We start from the raw sequence: 26894 nt of genomic DNA on the forward strand, positions 1-26894 counted from the left end.
TATTCTTCGGGACAGGCTCTCCCCGTGGGTCCACCGTCCCTCATACCTCCTGCCCTCCGCGGGTTCCGGAACGAGTCCCGCCCCGCGCCCGGCTCGCTCCGGGTCCGCGTGGGCGTGCTGGCCACGAGGGTGCTGCTGGGCCTCCTGCTGGCGGTCACCGGGAATGCCTGGGCCCTGGATCCGGCCAAGGCGTTGACCCAGTTCCCCTCCAGCACCTGGCAGACGGAGAACGGGCTGCCGCAGAACAGCATCCTGTCCCTCGTCCAGACGGCGGACGGCTACCTCTGGGGCGGCACCTATGAGGGGCTGGTGCGCTTCGACGGCGTGCGCTTCACCGTCTTCGATCCGGAGAACACGCCGGCCCTCCCGGATCGCTTCATCTGGGGCCTCGCCCGCGGCCAGGACGGAACGCTGTGGATCGGCACGGGCTCGGGGCTCGCCGGCATGCGGGAGGGCACCTTCTTCCGCGTCACCCCACCCCAGGGCATCACCCTGCGCAACCTGCGCCGCCTGCTTGCCGCCCGGGATGGGAGCCTGTGGATCACCACGGCCGGTCACGGACTGCTGCGCCTCTCCCAGGGACACTTCCAGGTGTGGAAGGCCGGAGACGGGCTCGGCAGCGATCACGTGGATGCGCTCGCCGAGGACGCGGCCGGGAATCTCTGGGTGGCCTCGCAGGGCGGCCTGCTGCGCTGGGACGGCTCCACCTTCCAGAAGGGGCCCGCCTTCGCGGACACGCCTTCCCGGGTGCTGTCGCTCGCGCTGGACCGGGACGGCGCCCTCTGGGCCGGCACCCTGAATGGCCTCGTGTACCAGCTGCGGGAGGGGATGATGCACCCGGTGCCCGAGGCGAGCCTGCCGGGCACCCCCATCGGGGCCCTGCTCGTGGACCGGTTGGGCACGCTCTGGGTGGGGAGCACGGACCGGGGACTGTTGCGCCTGGCCAACGGCCAGCGCTCGGTCCTGGAAACCCCCTCCGGGCTGGAAGGTGACGCGATCCACGCCCTGCTGGAGGACGCCGAGGGCAACCTCTGGGTGGGGACGGAGTCGCGGGGACTGCACCGCCTCAAGGATGGGCCCTTCTCCCCGTACGGCCGCCCCGAGGGGGTGGTGCACGACATGATGATCGCCCTCCACGAGTCCCGGGACGGCAGCCTCTGGTTCGCCACCCTGGGCGGCGGCGTCACCCGCCTGAAGGAGGGGGAGATGACGCACTGGACGACGCGCGAAGGGCTCCCGAGCAACCGGGTCCTCTCCATCGCCGAAGCGCGGGACGGCGGCCTCTGGTTCGGCACGCAGCGAGGCGTGAGCCGCTGGCGGGCGGGGACCATCACCCGCTCGCTCGGAGAGGCCGAGGGACTGCACGGGGGCGTGCGCACCGTCCACGAGGACGAGCAAGGCACGCTCTGGGCCGGAACCCATCTGGGGCTCGCCCGATGGAATGGGAAGCGCTTCGAGCTGCTCTCGCCACGGGACGGGTGGCCCGGCGCCGCCATCACCGTCCTGCATCCGCGGGCCGCGGGAGGTTTCTGGGTGGCGTCCGGCAACGGCGGCCTGGGCTCCGTGCAGGAGGGCCGCTTCGTCCCCCTGGCGTCCGCGGAGACAGCGCTCACCGGCTCCATCCTGACGCTCCACGAAGAGGCCGATGGCACGCTCTGGATCGGCTCCACCGCGGGACTCACCCGATGGAAGGCGGGGCGCTTCACGCGCTTCACCCGGGCCGAGGGGCTCTTCGACGACGCCATCTTCCAGGCCATGCCCGATGGGCGCGGCAACCTGTGGCTGGGCTGCAACAAGGGCGTCTTCCGCGTCTCCCAGGAGGAGCTGGACGCGGTGGCCGAGGGCCGGCTCGCACGCGTCCGGTCGCGGCTCCATGGGACGGACGACGGGATGCGATCCCCGGAGTCCAACGCGGTGGGGTGGCCCTCCGGGCTGCGCAGCCGGGATGGCCGGCTGTGGTTCCCCACCATCCGCGGCGCCGTCGCCTACGATCCGAACCGCGAGGTGGCGCCCGCGGCCCCTCCGCCACCGGTGCTCCTCGAGGAGGTCCGGGTAGATGGGCGGACCGTGCCCGCCTCCCAGTGGGGCCACCTCCCTCCCGGCACGGAGCGTGTCGAAATCCATTACACGTCCCCGCGCCTGGGTTCTCCGCAGCGCCTGCGCTTCCGCTACCAGCTCGAGGGCCTGGACAAGGACTGGGTGGAGGCCGGGCCGGAGCAGCGCAAGGCCGTCTACACCCACCTGCCGCCGGGGCACTACCGGTTCCGCGTCATGGCGCTCTCGACGGAGGACGGCCAGACGACCCCCGCCGCGGAGCTGCGGATCCACCAGCAACCCCACTTCCACGAGACGCGCCTCTTCCGGACGGCCTGCGCGCTGGCGGGGGCTCTGGTCATCGCCGGTGGGATGTGGCTGCGCCTGCGCGAACACCGCCTGCGCGAGCGCCAGCTCCAGGCACGTGTCGAGGAGCGCACCACCGAGCTGAGGGCCCACCTCCAGGAGCTGCAGGACACCCGGGAGCGGCTCGTCCAGGCGGAGAAGATGGCCGCGGTGGGGACGCTTGCCTCGGGCGTCGGGCATGAGATCAACAACCCGCTCGCCTTCATCATCTCCAACCTCAACTACGTGACGGGGGAGCTGAGAGACCTCACGAAGCGCGAGGATGAGTCCGAGCGCTGGCAGGAGGTGGAGCAAGCGCTCTCCGAGGCGAAGGTGGGCGCGGAGCGGGTGCGCCGCATCGTGGCGGACCTGCGGACCCTGGCCCGCGCCCAAAGGGAGCCCTCGAAGGAGGTGGACCTCCACACGCTGCTCGACGTGTCCCTGGCGACAGCGGACGGACAGCTCCGTCCTCGGGCCCGGGTGGTGAAGGAGTATGGGACGCCGCCGACGGTGCTCGGTGACGAGACGCGGCTGGGCCAGGTGTTCCTCCACCTGCTCGTCAACGCCGCCCAGGCCATCCCCGAGGGACGCGCGGACCAGAACGAGGTGCGTGTCACCACGCGCCGGGACGAGCGGGGGCACGCCGTCATCCAGGTGAGCGACACGGGTGTGGGGATTCCTCCCGAGGTGCTGCCGCACATCTTCGAGCCCTTCTTCACCACCAGACCCGTGGGCGAGGGAACCGGGCTCGGCCTGTCCATCTGCCACACCCATCTGCAGGCCATGGGCGGCGACATCCAGGTGCGGAGCGCGCCGGGACGCGGCACCACCTTCACGGTCACCCTCCCGCCTTGCGCCTGGTCGAGTACGCCCTCAATACCTACCAAGGCCGGCGTGGCGCTCTGACCGAGCGTGAAAAGTGCGGGAGGCCGAGGCGCCCCCGCGCGACGCATGGCCTTGCTGGCCCCGGCCCCCCCCGCCCCATCGCCGTGATCGTCCTCGTTTCAGACGGGTCTCCGGTGAAGTACATTTCCCGACTTATACGGCTTCACGGTTATTCCCATGACTCCGTGTCCTGACGAAAACGAGCTGCTGGAGTGGGAGCAGGGGCGCCTGTCGGCGGAGGCCGTGGCCGGGCTCGAGGCCCACCTGGATGGGTGCACGGCTTCGCGCGGGTGCGCTGCGAGAGTTGCGGGGGTGGTGGTCGCCCGCGGTGCTGATGAGCCTCACGGGGGTTTTCGGGGACCGGGTGGACGTCCTCACCCCCGAGCACCCCGAGGCCGTCGCGGAGCCCTTGATGTCTCTGGAGGGCTGGACGAGCTCACCACTTTCTGCGTGGAGACGCCCTGGTACGCCGCTCCCAGGCGGGACTTCTGGTGGAGCTGGCGCGGCAAACCGCGCCAGCTCCAGTTCCAGAACGCTCAGCTTGGAAGCGCTCGCCCTGTTTTGGCTGCTGTTACCAGGTGCCGGTATTGAACTGTTCGCGGCCACTGGTGTTGTAGGCGCACCATTTCTTGGGACCCGTCACGGGCTTGAAGAAATGCGTGATGCGAATCGTGCCGAGCTCCGATGTGCGCGTTTCTGACTTGACGTAATCGTAATAATTCTTGGATGCAATGAAATCCTTGGTCTTGCACTGAGCACGCGAAGGGATTGTGGACGCCGCCAGAGCACTGGTCGGCGCGATGGTCACCAGGGCGCCCGCCACAGCAGCGCCGGCGAGCAGGGTCTTGATCTTGTGCAACATGATGTTCTCCAATGGCTGGTCAGGTGATCATTTTGCAATCATGTGTGTCTTCGATGTGGACGAGCAGGGAGGCACCACCTCCACGTCTCGGCAACAGGACGGCATTCTTTGTGAGACATTGTTCGAATCACGTCATGAGGCAGCTCCTTGTCATGGCATCCTCCACGCGGCATTCCCGCCAGGGGTGAAGTGGGTTCGCCGTGGTCGTGACAGTCAGGCTCACGCCGTGCCAGTTGCTCGTGAGCCAGGCGAACGCCGCTGCGCCCTTCTTCTCGCCGTCGTTGCGTGCATGCGGGGAGCCGTCTAGCGAGACGACTTCACCCACTGCTTCTGCACGCCGAGAGGCGAAGGAGGTTGCGGTTCCCCTGGATAGAGCTGGCTCGTCGAAAACGTGACTCGCGGGGACCCGCCAGAGGCCCTCACCCAGCCGAACAGCCGGGGCTTGCTCAACCGCAGGTGGTCCCAGGTCTCCACGCTGCCGTAGCCCTTGGACGCTCGTTCTGGCTGCGGACCAGGCCCGAGCCCTTCGTCACGAACAGCGCAAGAGGATAGGACACATGGGGGCCCTGTGAAGGGCGGCGGGCTGGTGAAGAGGGAGCAAGAAGGGCCGCTGGAGGGTGACGCGCGGGCAGTGCGCCGGGCCGGAGCAGAATGCCGCGCCCCACTACCCAGTAGCGCCGTAATTGGCCTCGTACACCATGACGTCGGACGTGCCGCTGGCACGCCAGTAGAGATACAGGCTGTTGTTGTAGTTGTTGTACATCCACTCGTTCATGCCATCGCCGACGAGCCAACGCGTGCTCGTGTAGTCCGTGAAGGTGATGTTCGTGGGCTTGCGGCACCACTTGTGGCCAAAGAGAGGAATCCCGCACCAGCTCTGGGCACTCGGCCCAGTGGGGCGAGCCTCCATCATGGAGAGCTTGGGCGCGTCGGGGCCTGCGTACTGGACGGACCTGGCGCGGGAGGCGATCCGCTCCAGCAGCGCGGAGACCGGCTTGCCGACGTAGCCGTCGACGGTAGCGGCCTGACGCAGCGAGCCCGCGTCCTGGATGAGGCCGTCCCGCACCGGGAGGCGGCCCAGCGGGCCGCCGGTCACGGAGTAGATGCCCGTCGTGGAGCGCATGGCCAGGGGCGCCGAGCCCCCCTGCGGCGTGAGCTGGCCCCGGCCCCCCGCCCCACCGCCGTGATCGTCCTCGTTTCAGGCGGGTCTCCCGGTGAAGTACATTTCCCGACCTATAAGATTTTACGGTTATTCTCATGACTCCGTGTCCTGACGAAAACGAGCTGCTGGAGTGGGAGCAGGGGCGCCTGTCAGCGGAGGCCGTGACCGGTCTCGAGGCCCACCTGGATGGGTGCGCGGCATGCTGCGCGGTGGCGGCGGGACTGAGGGGTGGGGAGGCCCCGTCCACGGAGGACCTGGAGCCCCCGGCGCCGCTGACACCTGGGCCCGGAGCCCGCGTGGGGCGCTACGTGCTGCAGCGCCGCGTGGGCGAGGGGGGCATGGGAGTCGTCTTCGCCGCGTATGACCCGGACCTGGACCGGGAGGTGGCACTCAAGCTGCTCAAACCCGGGGCGGTGGCGGATGCGGAGGCGCGGGGACGGCTCGTGCGCGAGGCCCAGGCACTGGCCCGGTTGTCCCATCCGAACGTCGTCATCGTCCATGACGTGAGCCAGGACGGCGACACCGTCTTCCTCGCCATGGAGCTGGTGCGGGGGAGGACGCTGCGCCAGTGGCTGGCGGAGGCACCCCGGCCGTGGCGCGAGGTGCTCTCGCGTTTCCTCCTGGCGGGCCAGGGGCTGGCCGCCGCGCACGCGGTGGGGCTGGTGCACCGCGACTTCAAGCCGGACAACGTGCTGCTGGGGGACGACGGCCAGGTGCGCGTCACCGACTTCGGCCTCGCGCGCGCGGTGCTCGCGCCCCAGACGCCACCGGAGCCGAGGGACGGAGAAGGCCCCGTCCGGGAGACTCCGCCACGGGGAGGCGACACCATCACCGGCGTCCGGCTGGGCACGCCCGCGTACATGTCCCCGGAGCAGTGGCGGGGCCTGCGCGCGGACGCACGCAGCGACCAGTTCAGCTTCTGCGTCGCGCTGTACGAGGCCCTCTTCGGCCAGCGGCCCTTCGCGGGTGACTCGCCCGAGGAGCGCATCCAGGCCCTGCGAGGGGGACGGGTGACGCCACCGCCCCGCGGCGCGCGTGTGCCCGGCGCCGTGCGCGAGGCCGTGCTGCGAGGTCTGGCCGCCGAGCCGGACTCGCGCCACCCCACCCTGGACGCCCTGCTCACCCGGCTCGATTCCGGCTCACGTGCGCGCCGCGGACGCTGGGCGGCGGCGGCACTCGCCGCGGGTGTGGCGGCCAGCGCGGCCGCGGGCTTCGGCCTGGCCAGGGGTGACGCCTCGCGGGTGTGCACCGGCTTCGAGGCCCGGCTGGAGGGCACATGGGACGCGGCGCGCCGGGCCCGGCTGGAGCAGCGCTTCCGTCAGGGCGCGCCGCCGGGACGGGGGGACAGCTTCGAGTCCACCGCGCGGGCACTGGACGCCTATGCCCAGGCGCTGGTGGCCCAGGAGCGGCAGTCCTGCGAGGACACGCGCGTGCGGCGGGCGCAGTCCGAGCAGTTGATGGACCTGCGCGCCGCGTGCCTGGATGGCCGGCGCCAGGCGTTGAACGACCTGGTGGAGCTGCTGGAGGGAGGCGAGCGGGAGGCCCTCACGCGGGCGACCGAAGCCGCGCGGCAGCTCCCCTCCCTGGCCGCGTGCGCGGACCGGGACGCGCTCGCCCGCGTGGACCCGTTGCCGGAAGCCCCGGAGGCCCGGCGGCGGCTGGCGGCGCTGCGCCGGGAGCTGGACGGACTGCGCGTGCAGGGCTCGGCCGGCGTCCATGAGCGCGCGCTGCTCCGGCTGGAGGAGACGGTGGAGGCACTGCGCGGGCTGGGACACCGGCCCACGCTGGCGTGGGCCCTGCTCCTGCTGGGCGAGCTGCGCGGCACCGCGGGGAACTTCGCCGCGGCCCGCGAGGTGCTGGAGGAGGCGGTGCGCGTGGCGGAGGCCGGGCACGACGACGAGACGGCCGCGCGCGCATGGAACCGCCTCCTGTACACGGAAGCCGAGGGCCTGGGCCTGAACAAGGAGGCGCAGCGCACCGCGCGCATGGCGGAGGCGGCCCTGGAACGGCTGGGGCCCGAGGCCTCCCTGGAGGTGGCGGCGGAGCTGCGCCGCGTCCGCAGCAGCCTCAGCTACCGGCAGGGCGACTACGCGCGCGCGCTCACGGACGCCAGCGAGGCCCTGTCCCTGTTGGAGCGGGCGCGCGGCCCCCAGGACGTGGCGCTCGCCGATGTACTGACGGGCATGGGCTCGGCCCTCAACGCGCTGGGGCGCTACGCGGAGGCGGAGCGGCACCACGCGCGCGCCCTGGCATTGGTGGAGGCGGTGTACGGCCAGGAGCACCCGCTGCGTGCGGTGCACCTCAACAACGTGGCCACCGCGCTGCGGCTCCAGGGGAAGGTGGCCGACGCGGTGGCACGCTACGGCGAGGCGCTCGAGCTCAGCGAGCGGCTCCTGGGAGCGGAGCACTCCAGCACCAGCATGATCCGGGTGAACCTGGGCGACGCGCTCTCGCTGAGAGGCCAGCTGGCGGAGGCACTGCCCCACTACGAGCGAGCCCTGGCCAGTCTGCGCGAGGGAGGGGACGGGGGGCAGCTGCGGATGGCCCACGTGCTGCTGAGCCTGGGCAATGTACAGGCGGACCTGGGACAGCACACGCGGGCGGAGGCGGCCTACCGCGAGGCGCTCGCCATCCAGGAGGCGCACCTCGGCCCCCGGCACCCGGACGTGGCCCTGTCGCGCAACAACCTGGGCTGGGTGGCGATGGACGTGGGCCGCCTGCACGACGCGCGCGACCATTTCGAGGCGGCGCGCGGGCTGTGGGAGGCCACGCTCGGCCCCGAGCACCCGAAGGTGGCCAGCGCCCTGTACAACCTGGGGCACGTGGAGCTGCGCCTGCGCAGGGTACGCCCGGCGCTCCTCCACCTGCGGCAGGCGCTGGAGTTGCGCGAGAAATCGCTCGGAGCGGAACACCCCCGGGTGGCACAGACGCTCGCGATGCTGGGCGAAGCGTTGGTGGAGGGCGGCCAGTTGCTCGAGGCCCGCGAGCCGCTGGAGCGGGCGGTGGAGCTCTCCACGCGGGTGGAGCTGGCCCCACCCGAGCTGGCCCGGGCACGCTTCGCGCTCGCCCGTGTCCTCTGGCCGTCGCGGGAGGAACGGCCCCGGGCGCTCTCCCTGGCGCGCGAGGCCCACGAGGCCTACGCCCAGGGCGTGCCCGCCTACCAGCCCCGCGCGCGCGAGGTACAGTCCTGGCTGTCCGCCCGTTGATGGAGGTGAACCGTGACGTCCGAGCAGACCGAGTCCTTCCTGTCGCGGGCGCCGCATGCGCTCGTCCCGGCGCTACGGGCGCTTCCCGGGCTGGAGGAAGCACTCGCGGGGCTGGTGAGCCAGGCGCGCGAGGCCTGGCCGGAGGTGGGCATGGACGCGAAGGCCTTCCTGGCCTACGTGGCCGAGCGGCTGCCTTCCACGGGAGAGGCCCGCGAGGTGCTCGAGAGCCTGCGCGCGGGAGACTTCTTCCTCGCCTTCGCCTGCGTGCGAGGGGAGGCGCGGGCACTCGAGGCGCTCGACGCGCACGTGCTATCGCTGGTGGGAACGTGGCTGCCGCGCGAGGAGTCAGCCCTGGTGGACGAGCTGCGGCAGTTGTTGCGCCAGCGGCTGCTGGTGCCGGTGGAGGGAGCACCGCCCAAGCTGGCCTCCTACTCCGGGCGGGGTCCGCTGGGGCAGTGGGTGCGGGCGGTGGCGCTGCGGCTCCACATCGACCGGCAGCGCGCCGCGCCGCGCGAGCGGTCCCTGGAGGAGGCTCCGGCGGTCCTGGCGGATCGGCTGGGCGCGGACCCCGAGCTGGCCTTCATCCGCGAGCGGCACCAGGAGGACTTCCGGGAGGCCTTCCGCGCCGCGCTGGGCCAGCTGGAGGCCCGGGAGCGCAACCTGCTGCGGCTGCACCACGTGCACGGCCAGTCCATGGACGCGGTGAGCGCCACCTATCAGGCGCCCCGCTCCACGGTGGCCCGCTGGATTGCCCGTGCCCGCGAGCGGCTGCTGGTCCTCACCCGCGAGGAGCTGACGGCGCGGCTGAGGCTGACGCCCGACGAGCTGGACAGCCTGCTGCGACTCGTGCGCAGCCAGCTCGACGTCAGCCTGCGCCTGCTCCTGGTGGATTGAATGCCCCAATCAACCACACGGTTTCACTCAGGGCGCGGGGTGCCTCCGCTGCGCTCCTTGTGGCCGCAGGTAGCCCAGGATGAGCGCACTCAGCTCCTCCACGAACTCGGGGGTCCCCATCAGCTCGGGCCGCTCGACGACCGAGGCCCACACGGCGCTGCGCAGGGCCCGGATGATGACGAAGACCACCAGCCCCAGGTTGCGCGGCCGCTCGAACTCCAGGTTCTGGGCGAGCACGATCTGCACGAGTGACTCCACGCGCGCCTCGATCTGCTGGACGGCCTGAAGGGGTCCAATGCGAGGCGCCTGCTCCAGGAGGACCCGCTGCAAGCGCGGATTCTCCGCGTAGAACTCCACCAGGACCCGCACCAGCTCACGCACCTCCTGCTCCAGATCCGTGATCGGGTGGGGCGCCAGCTTCTCGGAGAGCACCTGCAGGGCGCGCTGGTGGAAGCGCTCGAGCAACATGGCCACCAGCGCCTCCTTGCTCGGAAAGTACTGGTAGAGGGAACCGATGCTCACGCCTGCCCGCTCGGCGACCGCCTTGGTGGTGGTCCCTTCGTAGCCGGAGGTGACCAGAACGTGAGCCGCCGCCTCCAGGATCGTCTCCACCGTGGCCTTCGCCCGCTCCTGACGTGGCTTTTTCCGAGGAGCGGACCGGTTGCGCTTGCTCATGTCACCGCGTCTCCAAAAAGTGAGCCCAATGCGAATTTCGCTCTCGCGAGCTGAGCACTATTCATGGGCTCAGCCCACCTGGAATTCCCATGAGCAAGCCCGCCCTGTCCACGAACATCCCCCAGCCACGCCCCCGCCCCCTCCTGGGGAACGCGCCCGACATCGGCTCCGAGATCCCCCTGCAGAACATGATGAAGCTCGCGCGCCAGCTCGGGCCCATCTTCCGGCTGTCCTTCCCGGGCGCATCCGTCCAGGTGATCGGCTCGTACGAGCTGGTGGCGGACGCCTGTGACGAGGCGCGCTTCGAGAAGATGGTGACCCAGGCGCTCAAGAACCTGCGCGCCCTGGGAGGCGAAGGCCTCTTCACCGTGGAGACGGAGGACCCCAAATGGAGCAAGGCCCACCGCCTGTTGGTGCCCGCCTTCAGCCCCGCGGCCATGCGCGACTACCACGACGGCATGCTCGACGTGGCCGACCAGATGCTCACCCGCTGGGCGCGCTTCGGACCCGAGACGGACATCCACGTGTCCGACGACATGACGCGGCTGACGCTCGACACCATCGCGTTGTGCGGCTTCTCCTTCCGCTTCAACTCCTTCTACCAGACCCAGATGCACCCCTTCGTCGACTCCATGGTGCGAGCCCTGGAGGAGGCGGGCAACCGCACCCGGCGCCTGCCCGTGCAGACGCAGCTCATGGTGCGCACCCGGCGCCAGTTCGAGTCCGACACCGGCTATCTGCGCGAGTTGACGCAGCAGCTCATCGAGAAGCGCCGGGCCACCCGTCCCGGCGAGGCCCCCCGCGACATCCTGAGCATCATGCTCGAGGCGGTGGATCCCCTGACCGGCGAGAGGCTCGATGACACCAACATCCGCGATCAGCTCGTGACCTTCCTCATCGCGGGCCACGAGACGACGAGCGGCCTGTTGTCCTTCGCCATCTACTACCTGCTCCACTACCCCGAGGTACTCCAGAAGGCCCAGGCCGAGGTGGACCGGGTGTTCGGCTCGGAGACGCCGCGCTTCGAGCAGGTCTCCCAGCTGCAGTACATCGATCAAATCCTCCGCGAGACGCTGCGCCTGTGGCCCACCGCGCCGGCCTTCAGCCTGCACGCCAAGGCCCAAGACACCCTGCTGGGAGGGCGCTACCCCGTCGGGCCCGACGATCCGTTGCTGGTGCTCATTCCCATGCTGCACCGCGACCCCGCCGTGTGGAAGGACCCCGAGCGCTTCGACCCGGAGCGCTTCGCCCCCGAGGTGCGCGACAGCATTCCCCCGCACGCGTGGAAGCCGTTCGGCAACGGGATGCGCGCGTGCATCGGCCGGGCGTTCGCGCTCCAGGAGGCCACGCTGGTGCTCGGCATGATGCTGCAGCGCTTCCACCTCTCCGAGCCCGAGCCGTACAAGCTCCGCATCCGCGAGACGCTCACGCTCAAGCCCGACTGCCTCAAGCTCCGCGTCCGCGAGCGCAAGCCCACCTCCCGGCCGCTCGCGCCCCGGCCCACGCCCCGCCCCGCGGTGCCCGTGTCCCAGCCGGCCCAGCCGGCGGAGAAGGCGGCCGCGCATGGCACGCCCTTGTTGCTGCTCTACGGCTCCAACTCGGGGGCCTCCGAGGCCTTCGCCCGGCGCATCGCGAGTGATGGGCTCGCGCGTGGCTACTCGGCGCGGGTCGCGCCCCTGGACGAGTACACCGGCAAGCTGCCCACGGAAGGCGCGGTCTTCATCGTGACGGCCTCCTACAACGGAAAGCCGCCGGACAACGCGCGCGCGTTCCACGCGTGGGTGTCCCAGCTCCCCGAGGGCTCGCTGAAGAACGTGCGCTACGCCGTGTTCGGCTGCGGCAACAAGGATTGGGGCGACACCTACCAGGCCGTTCCCCGGCACCTCGACGAACGGCTGAGCGCCGCGGGGGCCCAGAGGCTCTTCGCACGCGGCGAGGCGGATGCACGGGCGGATTTCTTCGGGGAGTTCGAGCAGTGGTACGTGCCCTTCTGGGACGGAGTGGGCACGGCGCTCGGCGTGTCCTCGCGCCAGGTGGCTTCCGGTCCGCTCTTCACGGTGGAGGTGGTGCCGTCCGCCAGCGTGGAGCTGGTGAGGCAGAACAAGCTCGAGCTGGCGACGGTGGTGGAGAACCGCGAGCTCGTGGACATGACGTCGCCGTTCGGGCGCTCCAAGCGGCACCTCGTGTTCAAGCTGCCCGAGGGCGTGACGTACGCGGCGGGTGACTACCTCGCCGTGCTGCCGGAGAACCACCCGGAGCTCGTGGAGCGGGCCGCTCGCCGCTTCGGGGTGCGCACGGATGCCGCCATCGTCCTGCGCTCGACCCGGGGCGACCAGGCCTCCTCGCTTCCCACGGGCAGGCCCCTGTCGGTGCAGGAACTGCTGGGCCGGCACGTGGAGCTGTCCGCGCCCGCCACGCGCAAGGATCTGGAGCGGCTGGCGGAGAAGAACCCGTGCCCGCCACACGCGATGCACCTGGCCGCCCTGGCCCAGGACGCCGAGCGGTACAAGAAGGAGATCCTCGAGAAGCGCGTGAGTGTGCTGGACCTGCTGGAGCAGTACGACTCGTGCATCCTGTCCTTCGGAGACTTCCTCGAGCTGCTGCCGGCCATGCGGGTGCGGCAGTACTCGGTGTCCTCGTCTCCACTGGCGGATGCCACGCGGTGCACGCTGACGGTGGCGGTGGTGGACGCGGAGGCCTGGTCCGGCCGGGGCCGTTTCCACGGCACGTGCTCGAGCTACCTCGCGCGGCTGCGCCCCGGGGAGCAGGCGGCGGTCGCGGTACGCACGCCGAACGTGCCCTTCCACCCGCCGGCCTCGAACGCGACGCCCATCATCCTGGTGGGCGCGGGCACGGGACTGGCGCCCTTCCGGGGTTTCCTCCAGGAGCGGGCGCTGCGCCACGCGCGAGGGGAGACGGCCGGGCCGGCGTTGCTCTTCTTCGGCTGCGACCACCCGGACGTGGACTTCCTCTACCGGGACGAGCTGGAGAAATGGGAGCGGGAGGGAGTGGTGGAGGTGCTGCCCGCCTTCTTCCGCCAACCCGACGGTGACGTCACGTTCGTGCAGCACCGGCTGTGGAAGGAACGCGAGCGGGTGAAGGCGCTGCTCGGCCAGGGAGCCCTGTTCTTCATCTGCGGGGATGGCCAGCGCATGGCACCCGCGGTCCGGGAGACGCTCGCGAGGCTCCACCAGGAAACCGTGGGCTGCTCCGCGGAGGAAGCCACGGAATGGCTCACGGACATGGAGAAACAGGGCCGGTTGGTCTCCGACGTCTTCACTTGATGAGCTCGCCAGGGAAGCTGGCGGGCCCGCGAGGAAAGCGCCGGGCCGGACGCGCCCGTCTTGGACAGGTGCCCGGCGCTCTGACACCCTGGGTCCCATGCCCACCTCCCCTACCCCACGTGCCGCGCCCTGGTGGGTCGAGCGCGCCGAGACCCTCCTGGACACGAAGGACCTGCGCACCATGGGCCTGGGTGGGCTGTGGGAGCTCTTCGAGCGGTTCTCCTTCGTGAAGGAGAACGTGGAGCCGGACCTCCTCCTCCTGGATGTGCAGGCGCGTCCGGAGCTCCAGGCCCTCTGGGCAGCAGTGGAGGCACGAACCCTCTCGGTGACCGAGGCGCTGGATGCGGCCGGAGATGAGGTCGCCCAGCAGCTTCGCTCGGGAGTCCTCACGGCGGCTCACTTCCGGGAGCGGTGGGAAGGCTTTGGTTTCACCGAGGCGGAGGGCCGCGCGAGCACCGCGGCGGATGACTGGCTCGAGGGCCTGCTGCGCATCTCCCGCATCACCACCGGCCAGAACCGGCCCCCATGCGGTCAGGTGAACATGGCCTCGCGGGCCCACCGCATCTCCGACTTCCTCTCCCTCATCAATCCCGGCAAGCGCGACACGGTCTATGACCTCGGCTGCGGCAACGGGAAGTTCGCCATCACCGTGGCCGCGAGCTCCTCGGCCCGGGTCAAGGGAGTCGAGTACGGCCAGACGTACGTCGAGTCCGCGCGCCGCACCGCCGAGCGTTTCACGCTGCCGAACCTGGAGTTCATCCACGCGGATGTCCGCGACGTGGACATGTCGGACGGTACCGCCTTCTATTTGTACTTCCCCTTCTGGGGAGAAGTGGCGCACGCGGTTGCGCGGATGTTGGGGGGCATCGCGAGGACCCGGGACATCACCGTGTATGCCTCGGGCCCTCGCCACGACTATGGCGAGCACTTTCTCGAGCAGGTGTCGCAGGGGGCGCTGTGTCTCGCGCCGCACCGCATGGACTTCGCGGATGTGATGGTCCTGCGCAGCGCCGCCTTCGCGTAGAAGCCCCCCTCTTTCCTATGCGCCTGACTGCATCTTCTCCCGCAGCCAGGTCTCGAGCTCGGAGATGGCGACGCGCTCCTGCGCCATGCTGTCACGGTGGCGCACGGTGACGGTGTTCTTGAGCGCCGTGTCGTTGCCTTCACCGAGCGTGTCGAAGTCCACCGTGATGCAGAACGGTGTGCCGATCTCGTCCTGGCGCCGGTAGAGCTTTCCGATCGCTCCGGTGTCGTCGTAGACGATGCGCATCGCACCGGTCGACTGGAGCTTCCTCCGGATGCTCTTCGCGGTGCTGACGATCTCAGGGTGGTTCTTCTTGAGCGGGAGCACCGCCACCTTGATGGGCGCCAGGTGCGGCTTGAAGTGCAGCACCGTCCGGTAGAACTCATCCACCACCGGGTCCACCTGGCCGCGCAGCTTCTTCGCCACCTCGATGCTCTCCGCGCCGGGCATCGACAGCAACCCCGTGATGGACGGCAGCCGCTCGCCGAGCGCCTGGGCGATCCGCTCGCCCTCGGCCAGGAGGGCCTCCTTGGCCTGGGCCGGAATCTTCTCGTTGCGGCCCACCGACTTGAGGAACGTGCCGAGCGCCTCCTGCACCGGCTTCAAGCGGTCCGCCGGGGCGGGCTTCACCTGCTCCTCCGCGTAGGCCTCGCTCAGGAGCGCGAGCACCCCGCGGTCCACGCCGGCCGACGGCTCGATCACGAAGGGCACCACGTGCTGCTTCGTCTCGGGGTCGAAATACGTGAGCTTGTCGGTGCTGTGTGAATTGGGGCTGACGCGCGCCCTCAATCCGAGCGCGCCCTGGTCCTTGCTGTGCGAGCCCAGGTCGTAGTCGGTGCGGTTGGCGATGCCCTCGAGCTCTTCCAGTCCGTGCGGGAAGCGGTAGAGCAGGTCCACCGTCGCCTTGGCGTAGTGGGCGAGCTCCTCGGGCTTCTGGTGGTACGGCTCGAGGTTCTGCCGGGACAGACCCACGGACAGCCACCAGTTGATCCGATCCTCCACCCACTTCTGGTGCCACGCCTCGTCCTCGCCCGGGCGGACGAAGAACTCGATCTCCATCTGCTCGAACTCGCGGACCCGGAAGATGAAGTTGCGCGGGGTGATTTCGTTGCGGAACGCCTTGCCGATCTGCGCGATGCCGAACGGGAGCTTGCGCGACGTGGAGTCGAGCACGTGCTTGAAGTTGACGAAGATGCCTTGCGCAGTCTCGGGCCGCAGGTACGAGAACGACTCGGGGTCCGGCACGGGCCCGATCTGCGTCTTGAACATCAGGTTGAACGGACGCGGCTCGGTGAGCTCGGCCGACGCGCAATTCGGGCACTTGCCGGAGATCTGATCCGCACGCCACCGCATCTTACAGTTCTTGCAGTCGACCATCGGGTCCACGAAGGTCTCTTCGTGGCCGGAGTAGCGCCAGGTCAGCTTGTTCATCAGGATCGCCGCGTCGATCCCCTCCATGTCCTCGCGCTCCCAGACATTGGCGCGCCACCACGCGAGCTTGAGATTGTTCTTCAGCTCGACGCCGAGCGGACCGTAGTCATAGGTGCCCTGAAGACCGCCGTAGACCGCCGAGCCAGGAAAGATGAATCCCCGGCGCTTACACAGGGAAACCAACTGCTCCATCGTCTGCGCGGCCATCCGTGTATCGCTCCTTCACCTGCCAGATTGGCGGGGCGGTCAGCCTACAGCGTGTCGTGCCGCGTTGCGTCGCTCGAATTCCGTGCCCCTTCCCTTGTCTTTCTTCGGACAGTGGATAAAGTCGGCGATGGCGCGTTTTACATTCCTGACGCGGAATCCCATTCTCCAAGGAGGACCCCCCATGAATCCTCGCAAGCTTCATTTCCGTTTCCTCGCCACGTGCTGTCTCGCCGCCCTCCAGGGGTGCGCGATGGATCCTTCCGAGCTCCCCGAGGAGGTTGACCTCGGGAGCCACGAGCAGGCGGAGCTGGGCTACAACCCGGGCGCCGGCTGGAATCTCGTCTGGCAGGACGAGTTCGACGGCWCGGCCGTCAACGGCAACAACTGGACCGTGCTGACGAGCAACTGGGACCCCGTCACCAACAACTGCAACTTCGGCACGGGCGAGCTGGAGTTCCCCCGSGCGCAGAACGTCACGGTGGGCGGCGGCAAGCTCGTCATCACCGCCGAGCGCACGGGCGACAACCCCRTGGACTCGCGGTGCACCGGCTAYGGCCCGCGCTCCTTCTACTCCGGCCGCCTGCACACCAAGGGCAAGGTGGARCGGCRGTACGGGAAGGTTGCCGCCAGCATCAAGATTCCCTCGGGCTACGGCATGTGGCCGGCCTTCTGGACGCTGGGYGCCAACATCTCCAACGTCGGGTGGCCGGCCAGCGGGGAGATCGACATCCTGGAGTGGCACTCCAAYGAGCCCACGTGGATGAAGTCCGCCACGCACTGGYACAACGGCGGGCAGGCGGAYTGGGGCACGGGCCAGAGCGGCGGYTACAACCTGGCCGACTCCTTCCACACCTACGAGGTGGAGTGGACCGCCAGCAGCATGGTGTTCCGTCTGGACGGCCAGCGCGTGGGCGCCACGTACTACCACAAYGARACCGAGTTCCAGCAGCCGCACTACCTCATCCTGAACCTGGCGCTGGGCGGCAACTGGTACGGCCACCCGAGCCCCGCCAGCATCGCGCTGCCCGCGGGCACGAGGAAGACGATGGAGGTGGAGTGGGTGCGCTGGTACCAGCAGGGMGGCTCCAGCGGTGTSTCGCTCACCAACCCGGGCTTCGAGTCGGGCATGACGGGCTGGGCCACCTGGAGCCCCAACGGCACCGAGGCCGCGGACTTCTCCGAGACGTACAACGGCGGCCGCTCGGGCGCGTACCACCTGACGCACTGGAGCGGGTCGCCCTTCGAGGTGTGGACGTACCAGACGCGCACGGGGCTGGCGACGGGCAACTACAAGGTGCGCGCGTGGGTGCGCAAGGGAGGCGGCTTCGACATCGCGCGGCTGCAGGCGAAGACGTGCGGCTCGTGCGGACCCGTCTTCACGGACCTGGGCACCTACGGCAACTGGGCGCTGGTGGAGACGCCCGCCATCTACGTCTCCGGTGGCACCCTCGAGCTGGGCTTCCACACCCGCGCCAGCGTGGGCAACTCGGCCAACTACATCCACATGGATGACGTGGAGCTGATCCGCTTGTAAGGGCCAGGCGGGGGGGTTGGGCACCTCATACCAAGGTATGGGTTGCCCAACCCCACGTAGAATGGGCTTGGACGCGTGCCCGGTGCATCCTGTTGCCATAACGCATCAGGAGATTGCGCCGTGCCTCTTCCCACTTCTTCCAAGACCAATGCCGGCGTGCAGCGGCTGGGGTCGGCGCTCTGACTCGCGCCATCGCTGCGGGCTCGATCTCGCCATGTCAGGTTACCGGCATGTGTGAGGAAGCCGCCGTAATCCGTATCGTGGACGACGACGCATCACCGCGTACCGCCTTACAGAGCCTCTTCCGCTCCGTCGGCATGAAGGCCAGAGCCTACGACTCGAACAAGGCCGCGGAGCGGCAGCGTCTGCCGCCCAACCAGGCCGTCGAGGAAGCGGTCCGGTTCCTTCACCACGAATTGATGGCCCATGAGGTGGATCTGCACCTCGCGCTCACGGGCGGCCTGCCAGACATCGAGGCCGACCGCGTGCAGCTTCAGCAGACCATCGTCAACCTGGCGCTCAATGCCATGCAGGAGATGAAGCGCGCCCACTGCCCGCGGCCGAGGCTCGGCCTGAGCACCGTGGCGGACAACGGCGAGCTGCGTTTCGCCATCGAGGACTCGGGACCGGGCATCCCCCCGGAGCACCACGACCGGCTCTTCCAGAGTTTCTTCACCACCAAGGCAAGCGGTCTCGGTATGGGCCTATCCATCTGCCGCAACATCATCGAGGCGCATGGCGGCCGCATCTGGGCGGAGAACATCCCCTCTGGCGGGGCACGATTCCTCTTCACCCTGCCCTTCGCGCGCTAGCGGACACGCACTCATACCAAGGTGTGAGTCGTCCAACCCACCGTACAAAAGACGGCACGAAGGTCCGTCATCATAATCACTTTCAAGTTCCTCGACACGGCCAGCCCGCTCGAGGCCCTGTCCGTCTGATTGCATTCTACCCGGAGGGTCCTCCTCCATCACCCGGAGCTCGCATATGCCATCCCCCATCCCCACCGCCGTCAACACGCCCACCCGCTTCGTCGAGGTGAAGGGGCGCCGCCTCGCCTATCGCGACCTCGGCCAGGGCGTGCCCATCATCCTGTGCCTGCGGTTTCGCGGCGTCCTGGATTCGTGGGACCCCGCCTTCCTCGATGCGCTGGCGGCCCACCACCGCGTCATCACTTTCGACTATTCCGGCCTGGGCCAGTCGACCGGCACGCCCAGCTATGTGCGCACGAAGATGGCGCAGGATGCCGTCGACCTGGCCGACGCGCTCGGCCTGGAGCGCTTCGTCATCGGTGGCTGGTCGCTGGGTGGAATCGCGGCCCAGGTGGTGGCGCGCCTGCACCCTCAGCGCATCATCAAGGCCCTCCTGATTGGCACCACGCCGCCAGGCAAGGTGCGCCTGCCGGCGAAGCCCATCTTCTTCGAGCGCGCCTTGAAGCCGGTGAACGATCTGGATGATGAGACCGTGCTGTTCTTCCATCCGGAGTCAGAGAAGTCCCGCGCCGCCGCCGTGGCGTCCCACCATCGCATCGCGGCGCGCACGACGGATACCAGTCCGGCGATTCCCATGGACACCGTCCTGAGGATGTTGGCCGAGACCAGGGGCGATGATGTCTTCGTGGATGACAACGGCTACCGCGACTTCCTCGAGACAACCCACATCCCCATGCTGGTCATCTCAGGGGACCAGGAAATCGTCTTCCCGGTCGAGAACTGGTTCGACGTGACACCGCGGACGAAGTCGGTACACCTGATGGTGCTCACGCAGATGGGCCATGGCCCTCAGCACGAGGCGCCGCAACTCTGCGCCGACCTGATTGCCAGCTTCATCCGGAACTTCTGAGGACATAGCGCCCGGTGCGGGCCGTCCGCTGTTCAGACGGCCCGGGCCGCACCCCGGCGAGTATTTGAAGTGTCCGTGACGAACTCCGCCAGCACGGCCTCGAAGTCCGCTTTCGCCTCGACGAATGGCAGGTGCCCCACGTTGGAGAACCGCGTGCATCGGGCACTTCGTGCAGATGACAGCACCACCTCCGAGCTCATGGCGGGAAGAACCACCTGATCGAGCTCGCCATGCAGCACGGCCATCGGACAGCCGCAGCGCTCGAGCTCCACCGAATAGTCTTCCACGCGCGAGAGGAGCGCGCGGCGGACATGCAGCGGCACACGCAGCATGGAACGAACACTCTCCTCGGCCAGCTTCGGGTCCATCCGTCGCGCCGCGCAAGCATCGAAGAAGGAGCGCGCCGCGGCCTCGTAGGTCTCCACGTCCTCCGCCAGCAGGCCGCGTGCGTTCGTGAGCATGCCCGGCCCGAACAAGGTGCGGGCGGGCCGTCCCGTCCTCAGCGACGCCGCCACGAAGAAGAGGCCACCCAGGGCCGCGTCTCCGCGGTGCCGGAGATAATCGCCGGCGACGACCCCCCCGTACGACCAGGCGGCCACGACGGGCCGCTCCAGGCCGAGCTTCTCGATGACCGCCTGGAGATCATCGGCGAAGTGAACGCCGTTCACGTACGGCTCGTCCCCTTCGGGTTTGTCCGAGTCGCCGTGTCCGCGCAAATCGACCGCGACGAGGCGATGGTTCCGCGCGAGGCGGCCCTGGAGAATCGCCTCCCAACTCTGGCGGCTCTGGGCGAAGCCATGCACGAAGAGCACCGACGGCACCCCTGATGAAGGGCCCGTCTCACTCACCGCGAGCCGAACACCACCCGGACCTTCAACGAATGAAGTGCGTAGCATGCCGGCGCGAGCCAGTACGCGCATGCGGCCTGGGCGTCAACCCTTCTTGCGGATGCTCCTGGTTTTTGCCGGCAATTCCTTCTCGGAGGAAGGGAGGCCGGCACGCAGACCCGGATGGCCGGCGAGGACGAGCTCGGTCGTCCTGGCGATATGCTCGGTCAAGAGCGCACAGGCACGCTCCGCATCGCGGTCCAGGGTGGCTCGCACGAGGGCGGTGTGCTCACTGTCGACGTCTCGACCTGCCTTGCCATACGCCTGGGCAAGGCGGCGGTAGCGCTCGGTCTGGTCGAACAACATCGCATGAAACTTGAGGAGCCAGGGCGAGCCGCACGCGCCGAGCAGGGTCGCATGAAAGCGCGCGTGCTCGAGCTCCCAGGCCTCGTCGAGCGTTCCGCTTCCCGAGGCTGGAACCCTCCTGAGAAGGCGGTGGAGGGCCGCGGTCACTTCGCCCTCCCAGGTGATGTCTCCCTGGGCGATCGCCGCGCGCAACGCGAGGGTCTCGATCTGTTGACGCGTCCGCGTCAGGTCCAGCAGGCCGGCGCGTGAGATGGGCGCCACCCGGAAGCCGCGCTGGTCCTCGATGGTGACGAGCCCCTCGGACGCAAGGCGGCAACAGGCCTCGCGCAACGGCGTCCTCCCGACGCCATAGCGTGGCGCCAGATGTTCGAGCCTCAGCTTCTCGCCTGGCGCCAACACCCCATGAAGGATGTCGCCGCGAAGCCGGTCCACGACCGCCGATGCGAGCGTGGGTTCGGACACCGGGCCAGGGGAACGGGATGAAGCAGCCATCGACCTCCTCACGGGAACATCCGGCCGTATACGACGTGGCCAGGAATTGACACAAGGCGTCGGACAGGAATGAGTGCAAAATGCATTTTGTCGACATTCCATTGATGCGGCTCGTTGCCCCCGCTAGGCTGAGCGCGCAGGGAGGGCGGCACCATGCGGATTGCTTCGATTCTCGTGAAGGAGGAGCCAGCACTCGGCGTGCGTACGCCGAGGGGGATGATCAACATGACGTCCCTGGAGCCATCGCTCGGGAGCTCGCTGCGTGCCTTGCTCGAACGCGGCCCCGGCGCGCTGAAGTCCCTGGCCGGTCGCGCGGCGGATGCGGCCGAGCGGTACCGGCTCGAGCCCTCGGAGTTCCGCTACCTGCCCCTCGTGCCGGAGCCGAGCAAGTTTCTCTGCCTCGGACTGAACTACGTCGCCCATGCATCGGAAGCGACCTACGAGACACCCCGCTACCCCGTGGTGTTCACCCGCGTGCCGTCGAGTCTGCTCGCGCATGGCGAGCCCCTGGTGGTGCCCACCTGCTCGAATCAGCTCGACTACGAGGCCGAGCTCGCCGTGGTGGTGGGACGTCCGGGGCGCAACATCCCGCGCGAGCGGGCGCTGGAGTGGGTCGCGGGGTACACGCTCTTCAACGACGGTTCGATTCGCGACTACCAGAAGCGCACCCACCAGTGGACGCTCGGGAAGAACTTCGACGGGACGGGCGCCCTGGGCCCCGAGCTCGTGACGCCCGATGAGCTGCCGGAGGGGGCCAAGGGACTGCGCATCCAGATGCGCGTCGGGGATGAGCTCGTGCAGGACGCGAGCACGTCGGACATGATTTTCGACGTCGCCACCGTCCTCGCCGGGCTCTCCGAGGCCATGACGCTCCAGCCGGGTGATGTGATCGCCATGGGCACTCCGAGCGGTGTGGGCGCCGCGCGAACGCCGCCGCGATTCCTCCGCGCCGGTGACGTGTGCGAGGTCTCGATCGAGCGGCTCGGTGTGCTGCGCAACCCCGTCGTCGACGCGTCTCGATGAACCCCACCCAGGAGGACGAATGACCACGTCAGCGAAACTGCCGAGCCGGCTTCACCACACGGCCTACGTGACGAAGGATCTCGAAGCGACGCGGAAGTTCTACGAGGAGTTGATCGGCCTGCCGCTCGTCGCGACCTGGTGTGAATCAGACGAGCTGTTCGGCGCCGTCCGCACCTATTGCCACACGTTCTTCGAGCTCGGCGACGGGAGTGCGCTCGCGTTCTTCCAGTTCGAAAAACCGGAGGATCAGAAGCTCTTCGGACCGGAGATGCCCCCTTCCCCGTTCCACCACATCGCGCTGAATGTCGACCCGGAGGCCCAGCGCGGCATCGAGCAACGCCTGCGGGCCGCCGGCTACACCGAGCCTGAAATGTACGTGCTCGAGCATGGCTACTGCCGATCGCTCTACGTCAAGGATCCGAACGGGATGATCGTCGAGTTCACGCACGACAGCCCGGAAGCCGTGAAGCCCGAGCTGGTGCAGGCCCGCCGCGCCAAAGCACACCGGGAGCTGGTGCGTTGGCTCGCGGGCGACCGCACCTCCAACAACGATTTCCGATGAGACTTCTCACGCTCTCGTTCGACAATGGACCTGACCCCCATGTGACGCCGAGGGTGCTCGACATCCTGGCGTCGCACGCGGTCACCGCTCATTTCTTCGTGCTGGGAAAGAACCTTGTCTCGGATGAAGGGCGGCGTCTCGTCGAACGTGCGCGCGACGAGGGGCACCTCGTCGGAAACCACTCCTTCACGCACGCCGTACCGCTCGGGGAGGATGTACGCCCGGAGGCGGTGGAGGCGGAGATCGCCGCCACGGATGCGCTCCTCTCCCCGCTGGTGCCTCCACCCAAGAGGTTCCGCCCCTTCGGCGGCGGAGGCAAACTGGGCCCGCACCTCCTGAATCAGGGCGCGGTCGACCATCTGCTCACCCACCGGTACTCATGCGTTCTCTGGAATAGCGTTCCAGGCGATTGGCTGGACCCCAAGGGATGGCCAGAGCGGGCGCTCGAGGATTGCACCACGCGCCCTCATACGCTGATGGTCCTGCATGACATTCCGGATGCCTGCCTCGAGGGACTCGATGGATTCCTCCACAAGGCGAAGGCCCTGGGCCTGCACTTCACCACGGAATGTCCGCGGGACTGTGTGCCCATTGTAGAGGGACGCATCGCCTGCGACCTCACGGGCCTCGTGGCGCCGGCGTGAGCTGAGCCTCGAGCGTACGCGCCCAGTGGGCGATCACCTTGCGGCGTCGCGCGGTGTCGTCGTGGAGCAGGTTCGCGAGCGCCAGGCCGCGGAGGAGGTCCAGTGTCGCGCGCACGGCGTCACGGACCTCGCGTTCGCGCTCCTCGAGGCCGAGCAGCTCGACGGTGAGCCGGTGCACCTCCCGGCCCACATGCGTTTCGAGCGGCAGAAGAAGTGCCTTCAGCTCCGCGTCGGCCACGGCCGCGACCCATAGATGCGTCGCGGCGGTGAAAAGCGGGCCCGCGTAGATGTCATAGAGCAGGTTCAGCAGCGGCTCGACGCGTCGCCGGCTCTGCGGCAGGCTCTTCGCGCGCTGCGCGAGCTCCTCCACCTGCTGGTGGGAGACATGCTCGACCGCGGCCGCGACGAGCGCCGTCCGCGTCGGGAAGTGATGTTGGCAGGCGCCCCGAGACACCCCCGCCCGCTCGGCGATGGCGCCGGTCGTCGCCCCTGCCCAGCCCTGCTCCGCGAGCACCTCGATGGCGGCCGTCATCAGCTTCTGCCGCGTCACACGGCTGCGTTCCTGCTCCTGCCTCGTCGCTCCGCTCGCCGTACCACTCATGCCCCTACCCTGTTTCAACATCTGAAAAAAAGCAATCACGCTTGCTTTTTTCCGGGCGAGGGGGACAGACTCACTCCTCACCGTCACGGGAGGGTCGATGGACGCTCGATCGCTGCGAATCGGCAATGCATCCGGCTTCTACGGCGACCGCTTCTCCGCGTTCCGCGAGATGCTGGAAGGCGGTCCGCTCGACTTCCTCACGGGCGACTACCTGGCCGAGCTGACGCTCCTCATCCTGGGCCGCGACCGGCTGAAGAACCCGGCGAGCGGATATGCCAAGACCTTCTTGCGCCAGCTCGAGGAGACGCTCGGCCTCGCCATCGAGAAGAAGGTCCGCATCGTCGCGAACGCGGGTGGCCTCAACCCGGCGGGGCTCGCGAACGACCTGCGCGCGCTCGCCACGAAGCTCGGTCTGCCGGTCCGCATCGCGCACGTCGAGGGTGACGACCTCGTCGGACGAGCGGACGAGCTCGGCTTCGGTCAGCCCCTCACGGCGAACGCGTACCTCGGCGGCTGGGGCATCGCGGCGTGTCTCGACGCGGGCGCGGACATCGTCGTCACGGGGCGGGTGACCGATGCCTCGCTCGTCGTCGGCCCCGCCGCCTCCCACTTCGGCTGGAAGCGCCACGACTGGGACTGCCTCGCTGGCGCCATGGCCGCCGGCCACGTCCTCGAGTGCGGTGCCCAGGCGACCGGTGGCAACTTCGCGTTCTTCGGAGAGCTCGACACGCGCCGGCCCGGATTCCCGCTGGCGGAGATCTTCGCCGACGGCTCGAGCATCATCACGAAACACCCGGGCACCGGCGGCGCCGTCACCGTCGATACCGTGAAGGCCCAGCTCGTCTACGAGATCGCCAGCCCCCGCTATGCCGGCCCCGACGCCACCGCGCGCTTCGACACCATCACGATCGAGGCCGCTGGCACCGACCGGGTGCGCCTGTCGAGCGTACGCGGAGAACCGCCACCTCCAGATGTGAAGGTGTGCCTGAACCGGCTCGGCGGGTTCCGCAACGAGGCCAGCTTCGTGCTCGTCGGCCTCGACATCGAGGAGAAGGCCGCGCTCGTGCGGGCGCAGTTCGACGCGGCGCTCGACCCGCGGCCGGCCGAGCTCGTCTACACCCTCGCGCGCACCGACCACGCCGACGCACCGAGCGAGGAGCAGTCCTCGGCGACACTGCGCGTCAGCGCGAAGGATGCCGATTCGAAGGTCGTCGGACGCCACTTCAGCAGCGCCGCGGTGGAGCTCGCGCTGGCCAGCTACCCTGGCTTCTTCATGACCGCGATTCCCGGCGACGCCTCGCCCTTCGGTGTCTACACGCCGGCCTGGGTCGATGCGCGGAAGGTGCCGCACGTCTCTGTGCTTCCGGATGGAACACGCATCGACGTGGCGCCCCCGGAAGAGACGCTCAGGCTCGAAGCGGTTCCGGAGCCGGCACCGCCAGCGCCACTGACGCCGGGACCCACCCGGCGCGTGCCGCTCGGCCGGGTGGCCCTGGCCCGCAGTGGAGACAAGGGCGGGGACGCGAACATCGGCGTCTGGGTCCGCACCGAGGAGGCGTGGCGCTGGCTCGTGCACACCCTCACGGAGGAGAAGCTGCGCGCGCTGTTGCCAGAGACGCGCGCGCTTCGGATCCACCGGCATGTGCTTCCGAACCTGCGCGCCTTGAACTTCGTCGTCGAGGGCCTCCTCGGAGAGGGCGTCTCGTCGTCCACCCGCTTCGACCCACAGGCCAAGGCGCTCGGCGAGTGGCTGCGCGCACGCCACGTCGAGGTACCGGAACAGCTTCTCTGACCCTTCGCACGCTCCCAAGCCCACCGAGAAAGCCCATGCAGCAGACCCAGGAACACCGCGCCATCCGCCAGACCGTCCGCAAGTTCGTCGAACAGGAACTGAACCCGCACATCGACGCCTGGGAGGCCGCGGAGATCTTCCCCGCGCGAGAGGTGTTCCGGAAGCTCGGTGAGCTCGGGTTGCTCGGCATCACCAAGCCGGCGGAGTTCGGCGGGCTCGGGCTCGACGCGTCGTTCTCGGTCGCCTTCGCCGAGGAGCTCGGCCACTGCACCTGCGGCGCGCTGCCAATGGCGATCGGTGTCGTCACCGACATGGCGACTCCCGCCCTCGCCCGCTTCGGCAGCGACGCGCTCCGGCGGGAGTTCCTCGCGCCGACGCTCGCTGGCGAGCGCGTCTGCTCCATCGCGGTGAGCGAGCCGGGTGCCGGCTCCGACGTCGCGGGGGTGACGACCACCGCGCGCCGAGACGGCGACGACTACGTCATCGACGGCAGCAAGATGTGGATCACCAACGGCATGCAGGCGGATTGGATCTGCCTGCTCGCCAACACGGGCGACGGGCCGGCACACGCGAACAAGTCGCTCATCATCGTGCCGATGGACCGCCCCGGAATCACCCGGTCGAAGATCCGCAAGCTCGGCATGTGGGCGTCCGACACGGCGCAGCTCTTCTTCGACGGCGTGCGTGTGCCGGTGCGCTTCCGCATCGGTGAGGAGGGGCGCGGCTTCGCCATGCAGATGCAGCAGTTCCAGGAGGAGCGGCTCTTCGTGTCGGCGAGCACGCTCGTCACCTTCGACCGGCTCATCGCGCAGACGGCCGAGTACACGCGGCAGCGCAAGGCGTTCGGGCAGCCGATTCTCGACAACCAGACCGTGCACTTCAGGCTCGCCGAGCTGCAGACGGAGGTCGAGGCGCTCCGGGCGCTCATCTACCGCACCGTCGAGCTGTACGTGGAGAACAAGGACGACGCCGAGGTCGTGAAGCTCGCCTCGATGTGCAAGCTCAAGTCGGGCCGCCTCGCCCGCGAGCTCGCCGATGGGTGTCTCCAGTACTGGGGCGGCATGGGCTTCACCTGGGACAACCCCGTCGCACGCGCCTACCGCGACCTGCGCCTCGGCTCCATCGGCGGCGGAGCCGATGAGGTGATGCTCGGAATCATCAGCAAGGCGATGGGCACCCTTCCCCGCAGGCCGCGCGGCTAA

The 26894-nt window shown here is 69.0% G+C and carries 20 protein-coding genes; 13 read left to right on the forward strand and 7 right to left on the reverse strand.

Annotation, left to right across the window (positions count from 1 at the left end; translation table 11 throughout):
* The first annotated feature begins 114 nt into the window (after window positions 1-114).
* Window positions 115-3285 (forward strand): two-component regulator propeller domain-containing protein, encoded by a 3171-nt coding sequence (locus BO221_RS10120; RefSeq protein ID WP_233165855.1) that lies wholly within the window; start codon window positions 115-117, stop codon window positions 3283-3285.
* A 550-nt stretch (window positions 3286-3835) separates the two neighbouring features.
* On the opposite strand, the gene BO221_RS10125 is transcribed toward BO221_RS10120, so the two are convergent.
* The gene (locus tag BO221_RS10125; protein WP_073560156.1) at window positions 3836-4126 is read right to left on the reverse strand and encodes a hypothetical protein; all 291 of its coding nucleotides are present in this window, start codon (window positions 4124-4126) and stop codon (window positions 3836-3838) included.
* 664 nt (window positions 4127-4790) lie between these two features.
* Window positions 4791-5249, reverse strand: coding sequence for a hypothetical protein (locus BO221_RS10130; protein WP_073560157.1), 459 nt, complete (start codon window positions 5247-5249; stop codon window positions 4791-4793).
* A gap of 134 nt (window positions 5250-5383) precedes the next feature.
* Here BO221_RS10130 and BO221_RS10135 point away from each other — a divergent pair, with 134 nt between their 5' ends.
* Together BO221_RS10135 and BO221_RS10140 are read left to right on the forward strand one after the other, a co-directional pair.
* Window positions 5384-8494, forward strand: coding sequence for a serine/threonine-protein kinase (locus tag BO221_RS10135; RefSeq protein WP_073560158.1), 3111 nt, complete (start codon window positions 5384-5386; stop codon window positions 8492-8494).
* 12 nt (window positions 8495-8506) lie between these two features.
* Window positions 8507-9388 carry a sigma-70 family RNA polymerase sigma factor gene (locus BO221_RS10140; protein WP_073560159.1) on the forward strand — a complete coding sequence of 294 codons (882 nt, stop codon included), beginning with the start codon at window positions 8507-8509 and terminating at the stop codon, window positions 9386-9388.
* 27 nt (window positions 9389-9415) lie between these two features.
* On the opposite strand, the gene BO221_RS10145 is transcribed toward BO221_RS10140, so the two are convergent.
* The gene (locus BO221_RS10145; RefSeq protein WP_073560160.1) at window positions 9416-10063 is read right to left on the reverse strand and encodes a TetR/AcrR family transcriptional regulator; all 648 of its coding nucleotides are present in this window, start codon (window positions 10061-10063) and stop codon (window positions 9416-9418) included.
* 89 nt (window positions 10064-10152) lie between these two features.
* Here BO221_RS10145 and BO221_RS57285 point away from each other — a divergent pair, with 89 nt between their 5' ends.
* Together BO221_RS57285 and BO221_RS10155 are read left to right on the forward strand one after the other, a co-directional pair.
* Window positions 10153-13347: a bifunctional cytochrome P450/NADPH--P450 reductase gene (locus BO221_RS57285; RefSeq protein ID WP_073560161.1), complete on the forward strand. Its 3195-nt coding sequence runs from the start codon at window positions 10153-10155 to the stop codon at window positions 13345-13347.
* A gap of 97 nt (window positions 13348-13444) precedes the next feature.
* Window positions 13445-14371, forward strand: a complete 927-nt coding sequence (locus BO221_RS10155) for a class I SAM-dependent methyltransferase (protein WP_073560162.1) — start codon at window positions 13445-13447, stop codon at window positions 14369-14371.
* Between the two features lie 15 nt (window positions 14372-14386).
* Here the strand turns inward: BO221_RS10155 and BO221_RS10160 are convergent, their stop codons facing one another.
* Complete coding sequence (locus tag BO221_RS10160) at window positions 14387-16009, reverse strand: glycine--tRNA ligase (protein ID WP_073560163.1); 1623 nt, start codon at window positions 16007-16009, stop codon at window positions 14387-14389.
* Window positions 16010-16190: 181 nt separating this feature from the next.
* On the opposite strand from BO221_RS10160, the gene BO221_RS10165 reads away from it, so the two are divergent.
* The 3 genes from BO221_RS10165 (at window position 16191) to BO221_RS10175 (ending at window position 19385) form a co-directional block, all read left to right on the forward strand.
* Window positions 16191-17543, forward strand: a complete 1353-nt coding sequence (locus tag BO221_RS10165) for a family 16 glycosylhydrolase (protein ID WP_073560164.1) — start codon at window positions 16191-16193, stop codon at window positions 17541-17543.
* 317 nt (window positions 17544-17860) lie between these two features.
* The gene (locus BO221_RS10170; protein WP_158079811.1) at window positions 17861-18355 is read left to right on the forward strand and encodes a sensor histidine kinase; all 495 of its coding nucleotides are present in this window, start codon (window positions 17861-17863) and stop codon (window positions 18353-18355) included.
* 175 nt (window positions 18356-18530) lie between these two features.
* Complete coding sequence (locus tag BO221_RS10175; protein WP_073560166.1) at window positions 18531-19385, forward strand: alpha/beta fold hydrolase; 855 nt, start codon at window positions 18531-18533, stop codon at window positions 19383-19385.
* Window positions 19386-19417: 32 nt separating this feature from the next.
* On the opposite strand, the gene BO221_RS10180 is transcribed toward BO221_RS10175, so the two are convergent.
* Both BO221_RS10180 and BO221_RS10185 read right to left on the reverse strand, forming a co-directional pair.
* Window positions 19418-20197 carry an alpha/beta fold hydrolase gene (locus tag BO221_RS10180; RefSeq protein ID WP_233165857.1) on the reverse strand — a complete coding sequence of 260 codons (780 nt, stop codon included), beginning with the start codon at window positions 20195-20197 and terminating at the stop codon, window positions 19418-19420.
* 120 nt (window positions 20198-20317) lie between these two features.
* Entirely contained in the window at window positions 20318-21070 is a 753-nt protein-coding gene (locus BO221_RS10185; RefSeq protein ID WP_083680901.1) for a GntR family transcriptional regulator, read from the reverse strand.
* A 153-nt stretch (window positions 21071-21223) separates the two neighbouring features.
* Between BO221_RS10185 and BO221_RS10190 the strand changes: the two genes are divergently transcribed.
* From BO221_RS10190 to BO221_RS10200, 3 genes are read left to right on the forward strand one after another with little or no spacing between them, the layout of a single operon-like run.
* Window positions 21224-22093, forward strand: a complete 870-nt coding sequence (locus BO221_RS10190; protein WP_073560168.1) for a fumarylacetoacetate hydrolase family protein — start codon at window positions 21224-21226, stop codon at window positions 22091-22093.
* 19 nt (window positions 22094-22112) lie between these two features.
* Complete coding sequence (locus BO221_RS10195) at window positions 22113-22655, forward strand: VOC family protein (RefSeq protein ID WP_073560169.1); 543 nt, start codon at window positions 22113-22115, stop codon at window positions 22653-22655.
* A complete protein-coding gene (locus BO221_RS10200; protein ID WP_073560170.1) occupies window positions 22652-23299 on the forward strand; it encodes a polysaccharide deacetylase family protein in 648 nt (215 codons plus the stop codon). Before BO221_RS10195 ends, BO221_RS10200 begins: the two co-directional genes overlap by 4 nt.
* Here the strand turns inward: BO221_RS10200 and BO221_RS10205 are convergent.
* Entirely contained in the window at window positions 23274-23900 is a 627-nt protein-coding gene (locus tag BO221_RS10205) for a TetR/AcrR family transcriptional regulator (protein WP_073560171.1), read from the reverse strand. The two genes, BO221_RS10200 and BO221_RS10205, sit on opposite strands and share 26 nt — an antisense overlap.
* A gap of 97 nt (window positions 23901-23997) precedes the next feature.
* On the opposite strand from BO221_RS10205, the gene BO221_RS10210 reads away from it, so the two are divergent.
* Together BO221_RS10210 and BO221_RS10215 are read left to right on the forward strand one after the other, a co-directional pair.
* Window positions 23998-25692 (forward strand): acyclic terpene utilization AtuA family protein, encoded by a 1695-nt coding sequence (locus tag BO221_RS10210; RefSeq protein ID WP_073560172.1) that lies wholly within the window; start codon window positions 23998-24000, stop codon window positions 25690-25692.
* Between the two features lie 35 nt (window positions 25693-25727).
* The gene (locus BO221_RS10215) at window positions 25728-26894 is read left to right on the forward strand and encodes an acyl-CoA dehydrogenase family protein (RefSeq protein WP_073560173.1); all 1167 of its coding nucleotides are present in this window, start codon (window positions 25728-25730) and stop codon (window positions 26892-26894) included.

This window comes from Archangium sp. Cb G35 (genome assembly GCF_001896145.1).
Classification (GTDB): Bacteria; Myxococcota; Myxococcia; order Myxococcales; family Myxococcaceae; genus Archangium; species Archangium violaceum.

Bases quoted from the DNA above. Each gene is read 5' to 3' on its own strand.
- BO221_RS10125 (WP_073560156.1), bottom strand. From the start codon at position 4,126: ATGTTGCACAAGATCAAGACCCTGCTCGCCGGCGCTGCTGTGGCGGGC.
- BO221_RS10130 (WP_073560157.1), bottom strand. From the start codon at position 5,249: ATGCGCTCCACGACGGGCATCTACTCCGTGACCGGCGGCCCGCTGGGC.
- BO221_RS10135 (WP_073560158.1), top strand. From the start codon at position 5,384: ATGACTCCGTGTCCTGACGAAAACGAGCTGCTGGAGTGGGAGCAGGGG.
- BO221_RS10145 (WP_073560160.1), bottom strand. From the start codon at position 10,063: ATGAGCAAGCGCAACCGGTCCGCTCCTCGGAAAAAGCCACGTCAGGAG.
- BO221_RS57285 (WP_073560161.1), top strand. From the start codon at position 10,153: ATGAGCAAGCCCGCCCTGTCCACGAACATCCCCCAGCCACGCCCCCGC.
- BO221_RS10155 (WP_073560162.1), top strand. From the start codon at position 13,445: ATGCCCACCTCCCCTACCCCACGTGCCGCGCCCTGGTGGGTCGAGCGC.
- BO221_RS10160 (WP_073560163.1), bottom strand. From the start codon at position 16,009: ATGGCCGCGCAGACGATGGAGCAGTTGGTTTCCCTGTGTAAGCGCCGG.
- BO221_RS10170 (WP_158079811.1), top strand. From the start codon at position 17,861: ATGAAGGCCAGAGCCTACGACTCGAACAAGGCCGCGGAGCGGCAGCGT.
- BO221_RS10175 (WP_073560166.1), top strand. From the start codon at position 18,531: ATGCCATCCCCCATCCCCACCGCCGTCAACACGCCCACCCGCTTCGTC.
- BO221_RS10185 (WP_083680901.1), bottom strand. From the start codon at position 21,070: ATGGCTGCTTCATCCCGTTCCCCTGGCCCGGTGTCCGAACCCACGCTC.
- BO221_RS10190 (WP_073560168.1), top strand. From the start codon at position 21,224: ATGCGGATTGCTTCGATTCTCGTGAAGGAGGAGCCAGCACTCGGCGTG.
- BO221_RS10195 (WP_073560169.1), top strand. From the start codon at position 22,113: ATGACCACGTCAGCGAAACTGCCGAGCCGGCTTCACCACACGGCCTAC.
- BO221_RS10200 (WP_073560170.1), top strand. From the start codon at position 22,652: ATGAGACTTCTCACGCTCTCGTTCGACAATGGACCTGACCCCCATGTG.
- BO221_RS10205 (WP_073560171.1), bottom strand. From the start codon at position 23,900: ATGAGTGGTACGGCGAGCGGAGCGACGAGGCAGGAGCAGGAACGCAGC.
- BO221_RS10210 (WP_073560172.1), top strand. From the start codon at position 23,998: ATGGACGCTCGATCGCTGCGAATCGGCAATGCATCCGGCTTCTACGGC.
- BO221_RS10215 (WP_073560173.1), top strand. From the start codon at position 25,728: ATGCAGCAGACCCAGGAACACCGCGCCATCCGCCAGACCGTCCGCAAG.